Origin of the sequence: Pseudomonas sp. ICMP 10191 (genome assembly GCF_001467335.1) — a bacterium.
GTDB lineage: Bacteria > Pseudomonadota > Gammaproteobacteria > Pseudomonadales > Pseudomonadaceae > Aquipseudomonas > Aquipseudomonas cerasi.
In genome coordinates this window covers 25,409-45,851 of record NZ_LKGW01000119.1, presented here as the reverse complement: position 1 = coordinate 45,851, position 20,443 = coordinate 25,409, and the positions used below count along the sequence as shown (strand labels likewise).

11 protein-coding genes are annotated in these 20,443 nt (G+C 58.7%); 5 read left to right on the top strand and 6 right to left on the bottom strand.

Annotation, left to right across the window (positions count from 1 at the left end; all coding sequences use genetic code 11):
- Positions 1–68 precede the first annotated feature (68 nt).
- Positions 69–527 carry a GNAT family N-acetyltransferase gene (locus AO388_RS17515; RefSeq protein WP_002551760.1) on the top strand — a complete coding sequence of 153 codons (459 nt, stop codon included), beginning with the start codon at positions 69–71 and terminating at the stop codon, positions 525–527.
- 7 nt (positions 528–534) lie between these two features.
- Here AO388_RS17515 and AO388_RS17510 read toward each other — a convergent pair whose 3' ends face one another.
- Genes AO388_RS17510 through AO388_RS17500 form a run of 3 tightly spaced genes read right to left on the bottom strand, consistent with a single transcriptional unit; the run spans position 535 to position 3,553 of the window.
- On the bottom strand, positions 535–831 hold the full coding sequence (locus tag AO388_RS17510) for a winged helix-turn-helix domain-containing protein (RefSeq protein WP_044309330.1): 297 nt from the start codon (positions 829–831) through the stop codon (positions 535–537).
- A 26-nt stretch (positions 832–857) separates the two neighbouring features.
- Entirely contained in the window at positions 858–1,382 is a 525-nt protein-coding gene (locus AO388_RS17505) for a M48 metallopeptidase family protein (protein WP_003366203.1), read from the bottom strand.
- A 32-nt stretch (positions 1,383–1,414) separates the two neighbouring features.
- Positions 1,415–3,553 carry a putative bifunctional diguanylate cyclase/phosphodiesterase gene (locus AO388_RS17500; protein ID WP_003366201.1) on the bottom strand — a complete coding sequence of 713 codons (2,139 nt, stop codon included), beginning with the start codon at positions 3,551–3,553 and terminating at the stop codon, positions 1,415–1,417.
- A gap of 317 nt (positions 3,554–3,870) precedes the next feature.
- On the opposite strand from AO388_RS17500, the gene AO388_RS17495 reads away from it, so the two are divergent.
- On the top strand, positions 3,871–4,542 hold the full coding sequence (locus tag AO388_RS17495; RefSeq protein ID WP_003366199.1) for a polysaccharide lyase family 7 protein: 672 nt from the start codon (positions 3,871–3,873) through the stop codon (positions 4,540–4,542).
- A gap of 83 nt (positions 4,543–4,625) precedes the next feature.
- Here the strand turns inward: AO388_RS17495 and putP are convergent, their stop codons facing one another.
- A complete protein-coding gene (gene putP / locus AO388_RS17490; RefSeq protein WP_003366196.1) occupies positions 4,626–6,113 on the bottom strand; it encodes a sodium/proline symporter PutP in 1,488 nt (495 codons plus the stop codon).
- Between the two features lie 448 nt (positions 6,114–6,561).
- On the opposite strand from putP, the gene putA reads away from it, so the two are divergent.
- Positions 6,562–10,518 (top strand): trifunctional transcriptional regulator/proline dehydrogenase/L-glutamate gamma-semialdehyde dehydrogenase, encoded by a 3,957-nt coding sequence (gene putA / locus AO388_RS17485; protein WP_058416814.1) that lies wholly within the window; start codon positions 6,562–6,564, stop codon positions 10,516–10,518.
- Positions 10,519–10,744: 226 nt separating this feature from the next.
- Positions 10,745–12,547 carry an acyl-CoA dehydrogenase gene (locus AO388_RS17480; RefSeq protein ID WP_058416813.1) on the top strand — a complete coding sequence of 601 codons (1,803 nt, stop codon included), beginning with the start codon at positions 10,745–10,747 and terminating at the stop codon, positions 12,545–12,547.
- A 22-nt stretch (positions 12,548–12,569) separates the two neighbouring features.
- On the opposite strand, the gene AO388_RS17475 is transcribed toward AO388_RS17480, so the two are convergent.
- Together AO388_RS17475 and AO388_RS17470 are read right to left on the bottom strand one after the other, a co-directional pair.
- The gene (locus AO388_RS17475; RefSeq protein WP_058416812.1) at positions 12,570–15,191 is read right to left on the bottom strand and encodes a dermonecrotic toxin domain-containing protein; all 2,622 of its coding nucleotides are present in this window, start codon (positions 15,189–15,191) and stop codon (positions 12,570–12,572) included.
- Positions 15,192–15,294: 103 nt separating this feature from the next.
- Positions 15,295–18,423 carry a dermonecrotic toxin domain-containing protein gene (locus AO388_RS17470; protein WP_058416811.1) on the bottom strand — a complete coding sequence of 1,043 codons (3,129 nt, stop codon included), beginning with the start codon at positions 18,421–18,423 and terminating at the stop codon, positions 15,295–15,297.
- Between the two features lie 250 nt (positions 18,424–18,673).
- Here AO388_RS17470 and AO388_RS17465 point away from each other — a divergent pair, with 250 nt between their 5' ends.
- Positions 18,674–20,416 carry a potassium/proton antiporter gene (locus tag AO388_RS17465; protein WP_003432036.1) on the top strand — a complete coding sequence of 581 codons (1,743 nt, stop codon included), beginning with the start codon at positions 18,674–18,676 and terminating at the stop codon, positions 20,414–20,416.
- Positions 20,417–20,443 lie beyond the last annotated feature (27 nt).

The window sequence follows — 20,443 nt, the reverse complement described above, 5'->3', positions numbered from 1 at the left end:
CGGCGTTTATTGGGAATGTCGCCGGATACGTTTAGACTTCGCTTCTGGTTTCCCTGCGAGTCTGCAACATGTCTATCAAATGGATCTGCAAACATCACACCGAGCTGAGCATCCAGCAGCTCTATGCCGTGCTGCAACTGCGTGCCGAGGTGTTTGTGGTCGAGCAGCAATGCGTGTATCTGGACGTCGACGGACAGGACCTGACGGGCGACACCTGCCACCTGATGGCCTGGCAGGAAGACAAGCTGGTCGCCTACCTGCGTTTGCTCGACCCCATCCAGCAAGGCGGCGACGTGACCATCGGCCGGGTGGTGACTGCGCCTTCGATTCGCAGTCGGGGTATCGGCCATGAACTGATGGAGCAGGCCCTGGAAAACGCCGAACGCAAATGGCCCGACCAGCCCATCTACCTATCGGCCCAGGCCCATTTGCAGGGCTATTACAGCCGCTATGGCTTCAATCCGGTGGGCGAGGTCTACCTGGAAGACGACATCCCGCATATCGGCATGCGTCGCGATCTGGACTGAAAACCGCTCAGGGATACTCCAGCACAGCCTTGATGCGTGGCAGATTGTCGGCAATCCAGCCCTTGTCAACGGCGCCCCAGTCACGGATCCGGTAGCTGCCGGCGTGATTGCGGCCACCTTCGAGCTGCTCGAAGTCGCACACAATGTCCAGATCGGCAAGCGCACTGATGGTGTCCTGAGCGGTACGACGAGGCATGCCGGTTGCCGTCATCAGCTCAGGGACACTGCTGGCGATCCGTGAATCGATCAGATACGCCACGTACAGGCGGCGATAGAAACTGCTTTTGGTCTTGCTGACCTGCATCGTCGAATCCTTTTTCAGTGCCTGGTTCAGCATGGCGCATGCGCGGCCTGCAGATCGCGGTACGTCAGGTACACGCGCAAATCGAACTCCAGCTGGTGATAACCAGGCAACATGTGCTCGCACAACTGGTAGAACGCCTTGTTATGGTCCGACTCACGAAAGTGGGCCAGCTCGTGCACCACGATCATTTTCAGAAACTCCGGCGGCGCTTCCTTGAACAGCGCTGCTACGCGAATCTCGTTGCTGGCCTTGAGCTTGCCACCCTGCACTCTGGATATCTTGGTATGCAGGCCCAGTGCGCGATGAGTCAGGTCAAGGCGATTATCGAACAGAACCTTCTTGATGGCTGGCGCATTGCGCAGGTGATCCTGCTTGAGCGCCAGCGCATAGGCGTAGAGGGCCTTGTCGCTCTGAATCTGATGCCGCGCGGGGTAGCGCTGCTGCAGGTAATCCGCCAGGCGATCGTCGGCAATCAACTGCTGCACCTGGTCCTGCAGGGCCTGCGGATAGGCCTGCAGGTATTTGAGCGGAGCATGGCTGGATGCAGTCATGGGGCCTTTGCATAAGATCGAAAAACGCCATTCTACAACAATCTCTTCTGTCTCAAGCCTGCCACGTCAAAGTGCCCGGGAAAGCGCAACGCCTCTTCCGGGCCCATCGGGTGAGCGATCAAAAAGCCCTGAATGACCTGACAACCGTTGTCGGCCAGCCATTGATATTGCTCAGCCGTCTCGACGCCTTCGGCGATGACCAGCATATCGAGGTTGCGGCTCAGGTCGATGATACTGCTGGCCATTGCCGCTTCGCGCTTTGATCCTGCGATGCTGGCCACAAAACGCCTGTCCAGCTTCAAAGTGTCGAGCTGAAGATTGCGCAGATGCGACAGCGAGCATTCGCCCGTGCCAAAGTCGTCGAGCGCAATGCGCACACCGACGTCATGCAACAACTTCAGCTGTTTATGGCTGTGCGTAAGGTTATTCACCAGAGCGGTTTCAGTGATTTCCACTTCGATTTGCCCCGGTTTCAACTCGAAGCGATCCATGGCGCGCTTCAATTCCGAAGCCAGATTGGGCAGACAGAATTGCGTGGGGCTGACGCAGACACTCAGCACCATGTCGGGCGCAAAGATACGGCTCCATGCCTGACGCTGCTCGGCGCCCTGATCAAAGATCCAGCCGCCGAGCCGATTGATCAGCCTGGTCTCTTCCAGCAACGGAATGAACAGCGCAGGCGGGACCTCTCCGACCGCAGGATGCTGCCAGCGCAGCAAGGCCTCGAAACCACGCAGGCGACCATCCGCCATGTGAATCTGAGGCTGGTACACCACTGAAAAATCCCGGCCATCGATGGCCGTGCGCACGCTTTCCTCAAGCATCAGTCGCGAGCGGGCGCGCCCGTTCATGTTCTGATCATAGAACCGGTATTGCTGCCGCCCGGCACGCTTGGCCTCGTACATGGCAATATCTGCCGCGCGCAGCAGACCGTCCAGATTCGAGCCGCAGTCCGGGAAGGTTGCAATGCCGACACTGGCACCCAGCGTGATCTCGACACCGTCGACCTGACGTCTTCCGGATACCCGCTCGATGAGCTTTTCGGCGATCTTGGCCGCCTGCTCGGGGTAATCGAGCCCGTCGATCACCACAGTGAATTCGTCGCCGCCGATGCGCGCCAGCACATCATAGGGGCGCATGCTGTCCTTGAACTGTTCGGCGACCCAGAGCAGTACCTGATCCCCCGCTTCATGGCCAAGCGCATCATTGATCTGCTTGAAGCCATCCAGATCCATGAACAGCACGACCAGGTATTTATCAGCCCGCTCGTTACGCAACAGCATGCTTTCAACCGCCTGATAAAGCCCGCGGCGATTGAGCAGGCCAGTCAATGCATCGGTGACGGCCTGTTTTTCAAGCTGCTGATAAAGATCACGGACCACCGACATATCGAGAACCGTCAGTACCATTGCCTTCTGTTCGGCAGGCAGCGCCGCGCAGGACAACGCCACGGGCAGTTGTGTGCCTTGCGCAGTGCGCAGAATGGCGTCATGCACCCGATAGGTATCGGACTTGCGATAGTGCTGATAAAAGCCCGAGTCCAGCCAGTGCCCCTCCTTCGGCTCGATGATGTAGTCCAGCACCTGAGTGCCGCGAAGCTGATCGACGGAGGTGTTCAATAACTGACAGATGGCCGGATTGGCAAAGCTGATGGTGCCTGCTTCGTCAACGACCAGAATGCCTTCGGCGACATTGGCCAGCACCGATGCATTGAACGCACGAGCCGATTCCAGCTCCAGCGACAGCTGTTGTAGCGCACGGCGATTACGCTGCTGTTCAAGCAAAGTCTGTACCTTGGGCTTGAGCACATTCGGGTCGAAAGGTTTGAACAGATAATCCGTCGCACCATTCGCATAACCCTTCTGCACCGCATCCTGAGTCTGCTCATTGGCGGTGAGAAAAATAATCGGCGTAAGGCGGGTACGCTGACTGCCGCGCATCAGTCGCGCGACCTCGAAGCCGTCCATGCCCGGCATTTGCACATCCAGCAAAACCAGGTCGACTTCCTGCTCGAGAAGTACGGTCAATGCTTCGATTCCGGAACTTGCAGTCACAATGTGCCAGTCCGTTCTTTGCAGAACAGCACACATCGTCACCAGATTTTCCGGGTAATCGTCTACAACGAGTAAAACTGAAGAGCCATCATCTGGCTGGGTTGGCACGCGTTCCATGCTGCTTCTCTATGTGGGCATGACGCCTGAGACTCAGGACGACCGTCATACTTTGGAATAACTCTAGCCTCGTCTCGCCAAAAGCAGAAGCAAGGCGCCTGTTCCCTACTGTCAAAGTTCGATCTACCCGACTAACGGTCATTCGCTACACCCCTTACAGACTCTGCCCTGCAGAAGAAGTGACAGCACTTTGACGCCATCCGTTCGACATTTTTTTATTAACAAATTGTCCTACGAGCCGTATAAAACCCGCCTGAAGTCTCGCGCCAGAGGCTTTTTCTATGAGCGATATAAAGACATTTACGGACGGAGACAAAATGGTAGATCTTGGATCGTGGAATCTCAGCATCCCTGTGGGGTCGCCCCCCAAGACCATCGAAACCGCTCAGTTAGTAAAAGGCTATGACGGTAAATATTTCAAATCAAAAACCGACTCCATTGTGTTCTGGTCGCCCGTCACAGGCAGTAAAACCGAGAACGCAAAATATGCCCGCAGCGAACTTCGAGAAACGTGGTCCGATGGCTCGTTGCATAATTGGGTATACCCGGATGCCGACAACTATCTGAATGCCAAACTGGAAGTCGACCAAGTACCTTCCACTGGCAAGGTTGTCATCGGACAAATACACGCATACGAGAGCACAGAGCCGCTCCTGAAAGTCGAGTTTCAATACAAGGAAGACACCAAAACTGGCGATATCGTTGCAAAAGTCCGCAATCGCTATGACGACGATGAAAGCAAGGTTTACACCATCGTAGAAGGTGTGAAGCTGAATGAGACATTCAATTACGTCATTCACCTGAGCAAGGGCGGCAAACTGTCGGTCAGCGCCAAGGATCAGGACTGGAGCACGCGCATCAGTGAGACCTGGCGGGACAAGCCTCTGTACTTCAAGGCGGGGGTGTATACCCAGGACAACACCGGGTACACCTCGGAGGGCGGCAAGGCGACGTTCTACAACCTGGATATCGATCACAACCAGAGCTGAGCGGCACGCGCCTTAAACCCACATACAAAACGGCCCGCGCTTCACGAAGAAGAACGGGCCGTTTCTGTTTCAGTCAGACACTGTCAGCGGTTGGCTTTGAAGTCCTGCTCGGCTGCCAGGAAACGGGTCTGCATGGACGCAGAAGCAGGCTTGCCGATCAGGCTGAACACCACGATGGCGAGGCTGGCGAAGATGAACCCGGGGATGATCTCATACAGCCCCATCGTACTGAATTGCTTCCAGAGCACCACGGTGGCCGCACCAACAATGACTCCGGCAAGTGCGCCGTTACGAGTCATGCCCTTCCACAGCACCGAAATCAGCACCACAGGGCCGAAGGCTGCGCCGAAACCGGCCCAGGCGTAACTCACCAGGCCCAGTACGCGGTTTTCAGGATTGGCCGCCAGCAGAATGGCAATGATCGCGATCAGCAGCACCATTGCCCGACCGACCCAGACCAGCTCGATCTGCGAAGCACCCTTGCGCAGATAAGCCTTGTAGAAGTCCTCGGTCAACGCACTGGAGCACACCAGCAACTGGCAGCTCAGCGTACTCATGACCGCAGCCAGAATGGCCGATAGCAGCACGCCGGCAATCCAGGGGTTGAACAGCAGCTTGGCCAGCTCGATGAACACCCGCTCCGGGTTTTCAGTCACCGGCCCGGCAACATCCGGATGCGCCGAGAAATAGGCAATGCCGAAGAACCCGACCGCCACGGTGCCGCCCAGGCACAGGATCATCCAGGCCATGGAGATGCGTCGGGCGCTGGCAATCGACTTGACCGAATCGGCCGCCATGAAGCGCGCCAGGATGTGTGGCTGACCGAAATAACCCAGGCCCCAGCCGAGCAGGGAGATGATGCCGATGAAAGTCGTGTTCTTGAACATGTCGAAGCTGGTCGGATCTTTCGCTTCAATCGCCAGAAAGGTGGTGTCGACGCCGCCCGTTGCCAGCAGGACGATGATCGGCGTGAGGATCAGCGCGAAAATCATCAGCGTAGCCTGCACGGTGTCTGTCCAGCTCACTGCGAGGAAACCACCGACAAAAGTGTAGGCAATGGTCGCCGCAGCACCGGCCCACAAGGCGGTTTCGTAGGACATGCCGAAGGTGCTTTCAAACAGACGCGCCCCCGCAACGATGCCCGAGGCGCAATAGATGGTGAAAAACACCAGAATCACGATGGCCGAGATGATGCGCAGCAGGCCACTGTTGTCTTCGAAACGGCTGCTGAAGTAATCCGGCAGGGTCAGTGCGTCGCCATTGTGCTCTGTCTGCACACGCAGACGGCCGGCCACGAACAGCCAGTTCAGGTAGGCACCGATGATAAGACCGATGGCGATCCAGCTTTCCGACAGGCCGGACATATAGATGGCACCGGGCAACCCCATCAACAGCCAGCCGCTCATGTCAGAGGCACCCGCTGAAAGAGCGGTCACCACGCTGCCCAGGCTGCGTCCGCCGAGGATGTAATCCGAAAGGTTGTTGGTAGAGCGATAGGCCATCAGGCCGATCAATACCATTGCCGCTATATAGATCACGAACGTGATCAAGGTAGGGTTGCTGACACTCATGAGTTCTGCCTTGGCATTGTTTTTATGTTGGCACCCGATGCCAAAGGGAATAGCGACCGATATTCGGCACATCCCTGCTTTTGCACCCGACACCGCGTTGACTGATCGCTCCGCAAGAATCGGCAATCAATGACTGGCGGTTGCACCGCGGAAACGAATCCTATTAAACAAACCAAACAGGGTGCAACCCATTTCATCGCGCAAGTTGCACCTGTTACAAAAAACCTGACGCAGGTGCATTTACGCGCCATTTTAGGGCGTTTTAAATACTATTTACAAAAAAACGCGCACCAGCATTGCGCATAACGCTGTTTTTATGAGCCGCTCGCCGGGCACCTCACAAAATATTCTCCAAATCGGGTTGCACCCGGTTGCACCTCACCCCGTCCCGACGCTAATCTGCGCCAAAGCCGATGCCACTTCTGCGTGGCTATAAAGAGGACAACACATGGCCACCACCACTCTTGGCGTCAAACTTGACGACCCTACCCGCGAGCGATTGAAAGCCGCAGCCCACTCCATCGACCGCACGCCGCACTGGTTGATCAAGCAGGCGATTTTCAATTACCTGGAAAAGCTCGAGAGTGGTGCAACCCTGTTGGAACTCAACAGTGCCGCCGGCGCAAAGGACAACGAAGACCGCGGTGAGCTGGCAGAAGATGCCGGGCTGCAATGCTTTCTGGATTTTGCCGAAAGCATCCAGCCGCAGTCTGTATTACGAGCGGCCATCACCTCCGCCTACCGCCGCCCCGAGCAGGAAGTGGTGCCGATGCTGCTCGAGCAGGCCCGCCTGAGCGCCCCGGTTGCCGAAGCCACCAACAAGATGGCCGCGTCGATCGCGGAAAAACTGCGTAACCAGAAAAGCGCTGGCGGTCGCGCGGGCATCGTTCAAGGCCTGTTGCAGGAGTTTTCACTGTCCTCTCAGGAGGGCGTTGCGCTGATGTGCCTGGCCGAAGCACTGCTGCGTATTCCCGACAAGGGCACCCGCGATGCGTTGATTCGCGACAAGATCAGCAACGGCAACTGGCAGCCGCACCTGGGCAACAGCCCATCGCTGTTCGTCAACGCCGCCACCTGGGGCCTGCTGCTCACCGGCAGGCTGGTTGCCACTCACAATGAGGCGGGCCTCACGTCCTCGTTGAGCCGCATTATCGGCAAAAGTGGCGAACCGATGATCCGCAAGGGCGTCGACATGGCCATGCGCCTGATGGGCGAGCAGTTCGTGACCGGCGAAACCATCGGTGAAGCCCTCGCCAATGCCAGCCGCTTCGAAGCCAAGGGCTTCCGCTATTCCTACGACATGCTGGGTGAAGCGGCGCTGACCGAACATGACGCGCAGAAGTACCTCGCGTCCTACGAGCAAGCCATCCACTCCATCGGCAAAGCCTCCCACGGCCGCGGCATCTACGAAGGTCCGGGGATTTCCATCAAGCTGTCGGCACTGCATCCACGCTATAGCCGCGCCCAGTACGAGCGAGTGATGGATGAGCTGTACCCGCGCCTGCTGTCGCTGACCCTGCTGGCCAAGCAATACGACATCGGCCTGAACATCGACGCCGAAGAAGCCGATCGCCTGGAGCTGTCGCTGGATCTGCTCGAGCGCCTGTGTTTCGAACCACAGCTCACCGGCTGGAACGGTATCGGTTTCGTGATTCAGGCATACCAGAAGCGCTGCCCTTATGTGATCGATTACGTGATCGATCTGGCGCGCCGCAGCCGCCATCGCCTGATGATCCGTCTGGTCAAGGGCGCTTACTGGGACAGCGAGATCAAGCGCGCCCAGGTCGAAGGCCTGGAAGGCTATCCGGTGTACACGCGCAAGGTGTACACCGACGTGTCCTACATCGCCTGCGCGCGCAAGCTGCTCGCGGCACCGGAAGTCATCTATCCGCAATTCGCCACGCACAACGCCCATACCCTGGCGGCCATCTACCAGATCGCCGGTCAGAATTATTACCCCGGCCAGTATGAATTCCAGTGCCTGCACGGCATGGGCGAGCCGTTGTATGAACAGGTTGTAGGCAAAGTCGCCGACGGCAAACTGAATCGTCCTTGCCGCGTGTACGCCCCGGTCGGCACTCATGAAACACTGCTGGCCTATCTGGTGCGTCGTCTGCTGGAAAACGGCGCCAATACGTCGTTTGTCAACCGGATTGCCGACCACTCGATCTCCATACAGGAACTGGTCGCCGATCCGGTCAGCCAGATCGAACGCATGGCCACCCAGGAAGGCGGTTTCGGCCTGCCGCATCCACGCATTCCGCTGCCGCGAGACCTCTACGGAACCGAACGCGCCAATTCCAGCGGCATCGACATGGCCAACGAGCATCGTCTGGCGTCGCTGTCTTCGGCCCTGCTGGCTACCGCGCACAACGACTGGAAAGCCGCCCCGATGCTGGGCTGTCCGGCCAGCGCAGGCACGTTGAGTGCTGCGTTGAATCCATCGGATCTGCGTGACGTGGTCGGTCATGTGCAGGAAGCGTCCCTGCAAGATGTCGATAACGCCATCCAGTGCGCCTTGAGCGCCGGTCCTATCTGGCAGGCCACTCCGCCTGTCGAGCGCGCCGCGATTCTGGAGCGTGCCGCTGACTTGATGGAGGCTGAAATCCAGCCGTTGATGGGCCTGTTGGTCCGTGAAGCGGGCAAGACCTTCGCCAACGCCATCGCCGAAGTGCGCGAAGCCGTGGACTTCCTGCGTTACTACGCCGTGCAGGCGCGCAACGACTTCACCAACGACGGTCACCGTCCGCTGGGGCCGGTGGTCTGTATCAGCCCGTGGAATTTCCCGCTGGCGATTTTCAGTGGTCAGGTGGCGGCTGCATTGGCCGCAGGTAACCCGGTGCTGGCCAAACCTGCCGAGCAGACACCACTGATCGCCGCGCAGGCCGTACGTCTGCTGCTTGAAGCGGGCATCCCTGAAGGCGTGGTGCAATTGCTGCCCGGTCGTGGCGAAACCGTAGGCGCAGGGCTGGTCGGCGACGAACGCGTCAAAGGTGTCATGTTCACCGGCTCGACCGAGGTCGCCCGCCTGCTGCAGCGCAACGTGGCAGGTCGCCTCGACTCGCAGGGTCGCCCCATTCCGCTGATCGCCGAAACCGGTGGCCAGAACGCAATGATTGTCGACTCTTCGGCGCTGACCGAACAGGTGGTGATCGACGTGGTGTCTTCGGCATTCGACAGCGCCGGTCAACGCTGCTCGGCACTGCGCGTGCTGTGCCTGCAGGAAGACTCTGCCGACCGCGTCATTGAAATGCTCAAGGGCGCGATGGCCGAGAACCGCCTCGGTAATCCGGAGCGCCTGTCCGTGGACATCGGCCCGGTCATCGACGCAGAGGCCAAGGCAGGTATCGAAAAACACATCCAGGCCATGCGCGACAAGGGCCGCACGGTTTACCAGGTGGCCATCGCCGACAGCGCCGAACTCAAGCGCGGCACTTATGTGATGCCGACCCTGATCGAGCTGGAAAGCTTCGATGAGCTGCAACGTGAAATCTTCGGTCCGGTGCTGCACGTGGTGCGCTACAAGCGCAAAGAGCTTGGCCTGCTGATCGATCAGATCAACGCCTCCGGTTATGGCCTGACCCTGGGCGTGCACACCCGTATCGACGAAACCATTGCCAAGGTCATCGACAACGTCAATGCCGGCAACGTCTATGTCAACCGCAACATCGTCGGCGCAGTGGTGGGTGTTCAGCCATTCGGCGGCGAAGGTCTGTCCGGCACCGGTCCCAAAGCAGGTGGCCCGTTGTACCTGTATCGCCTGCTGTCGACGCGCCCGCAGGATGCTATCGAGAAATCGTTCATCCGCAGCGACGCGCTGTCTGCACCGGATACCCGTCTGCGTGAAGTCTTCGGCAAGCCGTTGCAGGCACTGAAAGCCTGGGCTGCCAGCAACCAGCAAAGCGATCTGGATGCCTTGTGCAGTCAATACACCGAGCAATCACAAAGCGGCATCACCCGCCAGTTGGCTGGCCCGACCGGCGAACGCAACAGCTACGCGATCCTGCCGCGTGAGCACGTGCTTTGCCTGGCTGACGACGAGAACGACCTGATGATTCAACTGGCGGCCGTACTGGCGGTCGGCAGCTCTGCCGTGTGGCCGGAGACCGACATCAGCAAGTCACTACGCGCTCGCCTGCCGAAGGATGTTCAGGCGCGCATCAAACTGGTACCTGACTGGGCCAAGGACGACGTCAACTTCGACGCCGTCCTGCACCACGGCGACTCCGACCAGCTACGTGCCGTCTGCCAGCAGATCGCACAACGCAGTGGTGCCATCGTCGGTGTCAACGGCTTGTCCCACGGCGAAACCAACGTGCCGCTGGAACGTCTGGTGATCGAGCGGGCATTGAGCGTCAACACCGCGGCGGCGGGTGGCAATGCGAGCCTGATGACGATCGGCTGATGCCGCTCGGTAACAGATGACGCAGCGCGTCAAGAACGGCATTCCCATGCCGGAGCGTGCGGAACGAGAGGTGTCGGAAAGACACCGACCGTTCCCATGCTCTGGACGCTCCGCGTCCGCTCTCGATACCCCCTGCACACGCTCGACCATCACCCGAATCAATCTTGCTACCCTCCCCCCTCAACCCGACCTAGACTTGAGCCATTCCAAGAACAGGTACGTCATCATGTCCGAGTCGCTGCTCAGTTCCCGAAATCTGGCTTTCGAGCTGTATGAAGTGCTGGACGCCGAAGGTCTGACGCGTCGCGAGCGCTTTGCCGAGCACTCGCGGGAAACCTTTGATGCGGCGCTGGGAACGGCGCGCGCCATTGCAGAAAAGTACTTTGCACCGCACAACCGCAAGGCTGACGAAAACGAGCCGCGCTATGAAAATGGCGAAGCGATCCTGATTCCTGAGGTCAAGCCCGCGATAAACGCGTTTCTCGAGGCCGGCTTTCTCAATGCATCACGCGATTTCGACGCAGGCGGCATGCAGTTGCCTACCCTGCTGTCGCAAGCCTGTTTTGCCCACTTTCAGGCGGCCAATGTCGGCACCACGTCGTATCCGTTTCTGACGATGGGCGCCGCCAATCTGATCGAGAGCTTTGCCGACGACGAGCAGAAGCAGCGTTTTCTGCAACCGATGATCGAAGGACGCTTCTTCGGCACCATGGCGCTCACCGAGCCACATGCCGGCTCGTCGCTGTCAGATATCCGCACACGCGCCGAGCCGGCAGGCGACGGCACTTATCGGCTGCGTGGCAACAAGATATTCATTTCCTGCGGGGATCATTCGCTGTCGGAGAACATTGTGCACATGGTCCTGGCGAAACTGCCGGACGCGCCGGGCGGGGTCAAAGGTATCTCGCTGTTCATCGTGCCCAAGTTTCTGGTCAACGATGACGGCAGCCTCGGCAAGCGCAACGATGTGCTGCTGGCAGGCCTGTTTCACAAGATGGGCTGGAAAGGTACTACCTCCACCGCGCTGAATTTCGGCGATAACGGTGAGTGTGTCGGCTATCTGGTGGGCAAACCTCATCATGGCCTGAATTACATGTTCCAGATGATGAACGAAGCGCGTATTGGCGTCGGGCTCGGTGCGGCAATGTTGGGTTATTCCGGCTACCTGTACTCACTGGAGTATGCCCGCGAGCGGCCGCAAGGACGCCTGCCTGACAGTAAAAGCCCGGACAGCAAGCCAGTATCCATCATTGAACATGCAGACGTGCGGCGCATGCTGCTGACCCAGAAAGCCTACGTGGAAGGCGCGTTTGACCTGTGCCTCTACGCCTCGCGACTGTTCGATGACACGCAGACCGGCGAAACCGAAGACGATCGCAAGCACGCGCACGAACTGCTGGACCTGCTGACCCCGGTGGTCAAGTCGTGGCCGTCGGAGTTCTGCCTTAACGCCAACGAACTGGCGATTCAAGTCCTGGGCGGCCACGGCTACACCCGCGAATACCCGGTCGAGCAGTATTACCGGGATAACCGCCTCAATGCGATCCATGAAGGCACTCACGGCATCCAGTCGCTCGACCTGCTTGGCCGCAAGCTGGCGCAGAATGGCGGCACCGGCCTCAAGCAACTGCTGCGCCTGATCTCGGCGACCTGCGAACGTGCCCAGACCCATCAAGCACTCGACGAATTGCGCCAGCCCCTGCAGCAACTGGTCGCACGCGTGCAGGCCGTCACACTCGGGCTGTTGACCGATCTGGCCCAGGGCAGAATTACCAGCACACTGGCCAATTCAGCGCTGTACCTCAAGGCATTCGGCCACACGGTAGTAGGTTGGCGATGGCTCGAACAGGCGATCCGTGCAGAAGAAGGCTTGATTAGCGGCAATCAGGCCGACAACGACTTTTACCGAGGCAAGCTGCAAGCCGCCCGATACTTCCTGACGTGGGAAGTACCGGGCTGCCATCATGAATTGGCCATTCTGGAAAACCGCGATGACACTTGCCTGGCAATGCGCGACGACTGGTTTTAAATAAACCCGGGCGCACGCTTGATCAATGAAGGCTAAACAGGTCAGTCAGCGGGTTTTGCGGAAAAAAACGGTCGACCAGTACCCTGGCGTCTGCGCCCAGCTTGCGCGCGTACTGCTCCCGACTGAAGGGCTCGCCCGTGCGCATGTCGTAAAGCCCGCGCCCCGGATGAGCGCGATCGACCTCCTGCATCTGGATTTTCATAATGCGGTAAAACTCGCCGCTCACCTCTTCGATGCTGTCGATCTGAAAGTAGCAGCCGGGCAAAAAGATCGATTCGGCCTCTTCGGGAGAGGCTGAAAACGGCGCAATCGGTGTCGCCCGCAGGTATCGGCCCTTGGGCAAAACGAAGACCACCGAGGTGTCATCGAAGGTTACCGGCCCGATCATGGCGTTAGCGGGTGCACCGGCCCGGCTGCTGGCGAAGGCGCTGACCACGTAGGGATTTTCGCTGAACGAGGTGACATCAGTATTCACCAGCACATCACCGACCTTGATCTGACCGCTACGGAACACGGCACCCGAAGTCCCGCGATCACCGCTGCCGCCTCGGTACAACTCGACATCATTGTTGTACCCCACCACCTGAATGTCCTCGGCCAGTCGTTCGATGAGTCGCACCTGATTGGCCTTATTGCTCTCGCCCGTACGCAGGAACCGATTGAATTCAGAATCGTCCTGGGTATAAAGCATGATATTTCTGCCGCAGTAGTCGTCCTCACCAAGCTTGAAAACCCGATGTTTGCCATGCCAAGGGTCCTTGTACACCTCATCGCCTTCGGGTGAAGAATCCGACATGGCCGCATCTTCAGGGCCTGGCTCCCAAATCGTCATCACGTCTTTCTGCCGGGCCAAGGCCATTTCGGCATAGTGTTGCTCATTGAACAGGTCCGTTTGCAGGTACGTGTCCCAAAACGCCGAATGCACGGTCACATAAGGCTTGCCCGTCGCGGCGGATGTACTGCTTGACGGCACCTGCACATCCATCGGGGCACCACCCTGCAGACCAGGCGAGTCAAGTAACGTCCACTCCCCGCTGGTACTCAGGCGCACCGGCTTGCTGCCTGCGAACGCAAAAGGATTGTCCGGGTTGACGATAAACCAGCACTGCTGCAATTCGTTGAACATCACGCGATAAGGCAGTTGTGCAAGCTTGATCCAGGTTTCGCCATTACCCAGCGTGTAGATGCCACGAAACCGGCCCTCTGCAACTGAAGGCGTAAGGCTGTCGAGCAGCAGGTTACCCTCCATATTGTCCAGTGCATGGGCCGGCGCGCTGCTGCCTTCAATTACCTCGCTGGAGACCGGTTGGCCTTCGGTTGCGGCCACCGGCACAGGCTGGGGGACCGCACGTATGGAGATTAAAAGAGGCAGATTGAACAGCAGATAAATGATGTTGATGATCGCGCCCAGCACGCCCGCCTTGCGCTGTGCTACGGTTTTGCCATTGAGCGCCTGATCGATGTTCAAACCGGTATTGGCGAGGCTTGCGCCAACCAGCGTCAAGGCGATCGGCCAACCCAGCGGCGCGAGCCCGCCAAACGCCTGCATGAACGCACCCAGGTAGCCGATCCACATCTGCTTGCGCAGATCAGCATTGGAGGTCAGCAGTTCACGCGCATCGGCGGCCATTCCCTGACGGGCGACGTCTCGCAGATACACGAAGGGGTCGCCCGCAATAGGCGCCTGCACCAGATTGACGAGTCGAACGTCGGGACGCCAATCGTGCGTGAGCAACTGGCTCACCGCACGAAAGAACCGCTCACCGTCCTTTGTCCGCGACGCCTCCCCACGCAGAAACTGGCGGGTTATCGCCTTGTCTGCGTGCTCGTCCATAAACCGGGTCTTGAGCCAGCGGTACACCGCACGCTCACTGTCGAACGCCATGAAAGGCTGCTCGGCATCAGGCCAGTAGATGATCTCTCGGCCAGCGGCGGTGACAATACGCAACATGTCATGGGCCTTGATGCCATCGATATCCAGCGTGTGTACCGTGACACCGGGGGTTGAGGGAAGCGGGCTCTGCAACGCCTTAAGCGTAGGGGTCTGCAAAGGGTCTGCGGTGATAACGCACGTAACGTGCTTGAAATCGTCGGCTGAAAGATGGCCCTTGCGCAGACAGTGACTGGCGGCAACCAGATAGCGTGCCTTGACCAGGGTGCAAAAGTTCTCGCTGTGCAGGCTCCAGAAACGCTCCATACGGCGGGTGTACTGCGCGCTGAAATCAAGCGTCCACATGTCTTTGAGCACGTCCTGAGGGAGCATGGGCACCTCATTGCGCTCGTCGAAAACCCCGTGATCCGGGCCATCGGTATAGAAACCGCCATACAAGGAAAGCTCGTCGCTGGCTTCCTGATCGTGGGCACTGAAGTGCCGCATGAGCAGCTCGATAAAGGTCATCGACTGCTCCGGCGTTCCGGAATGCTGCCAGCCGGTAAACGTGCGCGGACTGCTGCTGGCACTGCTGAAACGATGCCAATACACCTGCTCCGGGGCGAACACGCGCTGGGTGTGCTGAAGAATGATCCTGCTGGCGGCGGTATGGGCCAGATCGTAAAGATCGGGATAATCGAGAACGAACTGCTGCGCACGTGCACGCAGCAGTTGCTGGTCGGTTTTGGATGTTTCCAGGGGGGTAGGTGCCATGACGTCTTCCTGTAAGAGAGAAGTCATGCACGTAATCATTCATAAGCGTGTTGGTGGCGCTAACTATCTATCACCCTCACCTGACGCTGCAAACACTGAAGCCTTACCAACCATTCTCGGAGCCCGGGGAAATTTTCGCCCTGCCCTTGAATGGAAAATAAAAGTCCACGGCCTCGTTCAGGTGTTCGATGTACAACACGGACAAGACCTCATCGACCGGCAAATAGGAACGCTCCAGCAGATCAAAATAGTCAGGTCGCAGCTTTCTCAAGACGTCTGACATGAGTTTGGGACCGGTCAGGTCGGAAATGCGCGTCATGTACGGTGTCATTCGGTCTCTAGAGGCGCTACGCAAGGCTTCGCTGCTGTGGTCGATGAAGGGTCTGCGTGTACTGAAGAACGCCTTGTTGGTCTGTTTTTCATTCTGGAAACGCGTATTTATTTCTTTCAGAATCCTCTTCAGGACCGGGTTGTCCGGGTGGCTGGCGAAATGGCTGTTACCCGGCCCGTTGTAACTTAATTGCGGCGCATCCAGACGCCTGCCCAGCAATACATCATTGGGCCCGGCCTTCAACGGAATGCCTGCAAAAGGGACATCAATGGTGTCATCGCAATCAAGATAAATGCCGCCGTATTCGTTGATCAGTCGATAACGCAGAATGTCCGAAGCGGCCGCATAATTACGATTATCCGAGTGCATGAAATAGTTGAAGGCTTCGCCATTTTCACCACTCAGGAACGTGGGAAAGAACGCTTCTTCCTTGAGCCTGGAAATCCGCATCTGTGGATGTGCGCTGAAGTAATCCAGCAATTGCTGATGCGCCGTCGGGTGGTTGATATCGATATGCAGTTCGAAGCGCAAGTCCGGGCTGGTGCGCATGTTGTCGAGCATCCGTTCCAGCAGGTTATCGCCCGGCATGCGTTCGCCCAGCCATATATGATGAATCACACGGCTGATGGGCTCGGCATCTGCAGGCAACCTGGGCACGCGGGGGAAAGAAAAGATCTCGAAGCGGCGGCTCTGTGGCAGTTTTGCCTCCACCTTCCTGAATGCATCCTCCGACCCGCTGTTCCAGACTCCGTTGCGGTCCAGCCAGACCAGGCCGTTTGAAGACGGATCAGTGCGCCAGCATGGAATATCGGCATCGTAATACACGTTCTTCCTGATCCCTCCGATCTGAATGAAGTACTTCTCTACGACCGTCCCTTTTGCCTGGCTCAGTACTTCCTCGACCATGATCTGATCCAGTGGCACCTCGACCTGCACCTTGGGGCCCCAGCGCTGAATCTCGACGGCTGGCTCTTCAGGCACGACCGCCACCACGGCGCTCTCTGCCTCACTGGCCGGCGGCAATCGCGAGCCGTCAAAGCTTTCCCCGCCACGCAACCCGAGCTTGAGGTCAAGATCCCAATAGCCGGTGTCAATAGTCTTCACGTAGGGTCCCCAGACACGCGGATCAGAATCAGAGCGAATCCGGTACTGTTTTTCCTGTGGCACCCACTCGACCCGAAAAGCCTGATCATGCAGTTCGATGTAACTTTTGCCTTGCAGCGGATAGATACCTGCCACTTCGCCCGACGCCAGTCCCGGCAGGTCTTGAGTCACTTCCAGCGCGCGCAACAGGCGGCGCATTTTGGCATTGAGCGAACGCAAGGCACGCGGCTCTTCCCTGAATACCGGAAGCGGCCCGACTTCTATAGCCGGGTCGGTTGTTGAGGGGTCGAAAACCTCATAATCGCCTCGCGCCTCATCAATCAGTCCGGTTTCAGCGCCAGCCTCGACCGCAGTGCCCTCCTCGGCAAGGATCGGCAACGCGTTCAAAACGCCAAAGGCAATCCGCCCAAGCCCGGCCTGGCGCTCTTCGAGCGTGCGACCATTGACTGCCGCATCGACGCCAAGCCCCACCAGCGCGAGAGACAGTCCCGCAATCACGGGCATAAGCTCAGGAAAGACGATGGCGACGCCGCCGAGAACAGACACACACTCGCTCAAGCCACTGCTGACTTCCTCTTTCCAGTAGTCGTCGTGGTTGCGGATTTTTTGCAGCACATCGGTTTCGGACTTTGCCTTGACCCGATCCTTGAAGTGCGAGAACGGCCAGGGCTGCAGCGGTTCGCCAAACTGCACCAGTCTGCGCGGGTTCCACGCACCGGTCGCGGCGTCCAGCAGCTTCGGGTAGACAGCGAAGCCTCGGAGGGCGGTAGCAACACCACTGTAGAAAAAGCCATCGACGTCATCCGTGGCACTGAAATGCCCCTCTAAAGACCGGCGCTTGCCTGGATCCTTGCACATCAGCGCGACCCAGTCCTTGAGCGCATCGGCGTTGGCGAAGGTATGAATGGGTGACGAGTTGCCGGGGATGTAGAGCAGCACGGTTGGCGAATCGGCACTGCGGATGACCATGATGTCCACGGCGCTGTAGCCATGCACCTGCAATTCGGAAATCGTCACGCGAGTGGAAATCGGCGCGGCGACAAAAGCGTCGAAGCTCAGCTCTTTCCAACCCTGATCGGCGGGCAGCCCGAGCGCCTCCAGCACCATGTCCTTGTGCTCGGCCTTGAGCGTGTTTTCCTCAGCTTGCAGCCAGGCCGCCCTGAACAGACCGGCCTTGAGCATCAGGTTGTAGTCTTTGGCATGCGCCTGCCAGAACTGATTCAGGTAGGCGAGATAACCGGCTTGCAGGTTGTGATCCCAGATGTACTGCTTGAACGCCTCGGCAGTCAGGCGAAGTTGCGTCGTCGAATCGTAATGCTGCGGATCGGATTTGCGGTACACCGCTTCATAAGCGACGCAGTCATAGGGCGGCAGTTTTTTATCCACTATCTGACAGTCGAGACCGTCATCATGATGGGGCTGCAAATGCCCGAGGTGATCAAACCAGTCGCCATTGCCCTTTTGCTGCCAGTTGCGCAGCAGCGCCTCGGTCAGCGTCATCGAGTGAGCGACATTGGCGCGATGAGGGGCGGGATAGAGCTTCGGGTCTTCGATATACAGCGTGACGATCAGGGTGTCGTCCGGATCGATCTCGACACCCCATCTCGACTGGCATGCCTGGGCCACATCCCGCGCAGCAAGGGCGGCAGGTGACTGCAGGGCGATCGGGTTGAGGCGGAAGTAATCGCTGACCGAATAGTCATCGCGCACCCGCGCCCAGAACTCTGCTTCAGGGTCATCACCGTCATCCCTATTGTCATCGTCGAAGTCGTAATGTGCTGCAAACTCATCGTCCATGATGAAAAACCTGCTTGATGGTTGGAGCGCCTACAGTAGGGAGCAAGAAGGCCTGGTCTGCGGTATATAGGTATATGTCAGCCGCTGGACTGCAACCAATCGTGAGCCCGGGAATGCCGGTCTGGGTCAATCGCTCGAAATTGCTCTTTGACAGCCAAGCAATTCAACAGGTTAAATCCCTTGGCACGCGGACTGCACGGTCAGTTTTCGCCCCTCTCGCTTCAATTCAGTTTTCTACGGAGTACCGCCCTTGGACGCCACCACCATCAACAGCCTGTTCCTGATCGGCGCGTTGCTGGTAGCCGCAAGCATCCTGGTCAGTTCTCTTTCGTCGCGCCTCGGCATTCCTATCCTGGTCATCATCCTCGCGGTGGGCATGGTGGCAGGCGTCGATGGCGGCGGGATCATCTTCGACAACTACGCGACCGCTTACCTGGTCGGCAACCTTGCGCTGGCGGTGATCCTGCTCGATGGCGGGCTGCGAACGCGGGTGGCCAGTTTCCGGGTTGCGCTGTGGCCTGCCTTGTCGCTGGCAACGGTGGGCGTGCTGATCACCACCGTACTGACCGGCATGGTGGCTGCCTGGCTGTTCAATCTCAGCGTCATTCAGGGCCTGTTGATCGGCGCGATCGTTGGCTCCACAGACGCTGCGGCGGTGTTCTCCCTGCTGGGCGGCAAAGGTTTGAACGAGCGTGTTACCGCCAGCCTCGAAATCGAGTCGGGCAGCAACGACCCCATGGCGGTGTTCCTGACCGTTACCCTGATCGGCATGCTCGCCAGCGGGCAGACCGGGTTGCACTGGGGGCTGCTGGGGCACCTGATTCAGGAATTCGGTATCGGCAGCTTCATCGGCCTGGGCGGCGGCTGGATCCTGCTGCAACTGGTCAACCGCATCAATCTGGCGGCCGGCCTCTACCCAATTCTGGTGATTGCCGGCGGCCTGGCGATCTTCGCCCTGACCAACGCCATCCACGGCAGCGGTTTTCTCGCGGTCTACCTGTGCGGTCTGGTGCTCGGCAACCGGCCGATTCGCAGCCGCCACGGCATCCTGCATATGCTCGATGGCATGGCTTGGCTGGCGCAGATCGGCATGTTTCTGGTGCTGGGCCTGCTGGTCACGCCACACGATCTGCTGCCGATTGCGATTCCGGCGCTGGGCCTGGCGCTGTGGATGATTCTGGTGGCACGCCCGCTGTCGGTGATGGTCGGCCTGCTGCCGTTCAAGGCCTTCCATGGCCGCGAAAAAGCCTTTATCGCCTGGGTCGGCCTGCGCGGCGCGGTACCGATCATCCTCGCGGTGTTCCCGCTGATGGCCGGCCTGCCCAATGCGCAGCTGTACTTCAACCTGGCGTTCTTTATCGTACTGGTTTCGCTGTTGCTGCAAGGCACCAGCCTGCCGTGGATGGCCAAATTGCTGAAAGTGACGGTTCCGCCTGATCCCGCACCGATTTCCCGGGCCGCGCTGGAGGTACACGTCACCAGCGAATGGGAGCTGTTCGTCTACCGCCTGGGCGCCGAAAAGTGGTGCATCGGTGCAGCATTGCGCGAACTGAAGATGCCGGAAGGCACGCGTATCGCGGCACTGTTCCGCGGCCAGCAACTGCTCCATCCGTCCGGCAGTACGACACTGGAAGTGGGTGATCTGCTGTGTGTGATCGGCCACGAACACGACCTTCCGGCGCTGGGCAAATTGTTCAGCCAGGCACCGCAGCGTGGGCTGGACCTGCGTTTCTTCGGCGACTTCGTGCTCGAAGGCGACGCAAGGCTGGGTGAAGTGGCGGCCCTTTATGGCCTGAAACTCGACGGCATCGACCCAGGAATGCCGCTCAGCCAGTTCATCGTGCAGAAGAACCGTGGCGAGCCGGTGGTCGGCGACCAGGTTGAATGGAATGGAACTATTTGGACCGTTGCCGTCATGGACGGGAACAAGATCCAGAAAGTGGGCGTCAAATTCCCCGAAGGAACCCGCCCGGGCCCCGGACTGTTCCTTTAAACTGCCAACCCACACGTATCATCATGC

Coding starts and splice junctions, on each gene's coding strand:
- AO388_RS17515 (WP_002551760.1), top strand. CDS start 69: ATGTCTATCAAATGGATCTGCAAACATCACACCGAGCTGAGCATCCAG.
- AO388_RS17510 (WP_044309330.1), bottom strand. CDS start 831: ATGCAGGTCAGCAAGACCAAAAGCAGTTTCTATCGCCGCCTGTACGTG.
- AO388_RS17505 (WP_003366203.1), bottom strand. CDS start 1,382: ATGACTGCATCCAGCCATGCTCCGCTCAAATACCTGCAGGCCTATCCG.
- AO388_RS17500 (WP_003366201.1), bottom strand. CDS start 3,553: ATGGAACGCGTGCCAACCCAGCCAGATGATGGCTCTTCAGTTTTACTC.
- AO388_RS17495 (WP_003366199.1), top strand. CDS start 3,871: ATGGTAGATCTTGGATCGTGGAATCTCAGCATCCCTGTGGGGTCGCCC.
- putP (WP_003366196.1), bottom strand. CDS start 6,113: ATGAGTGTCAGCAACCCTACCTTGATCACGTTCGTGATCTATATAGCG.
- putA (WP_058416814.1), top strand. CDS start 6,562: ATGGCCACCACCACTCTTGGCGTCAAACTTGACGACCCTACCCGCGAG.
- AO388_RS17480 (WP_058416813.1), top strand. CDS start 10,745: ATGTCCGAGTCGCTGCTCAGTTCCCGAAATCTGGCTTTCGAGCTGTAT.
- AO388_RS17475 (WP_058416812.1), bottom strand. CDS start 15,191: ATGGCACCTACCCCCCTGGAAACATCCAAAACCGACCAGCAACTGCTG.
- AO388_RS17470 (WP_058416811.1), bottom strand. CDS start 18,423: ATGGACGATGAGTTTGCAGCACATTACGACTTCGACGATGACAATAGG.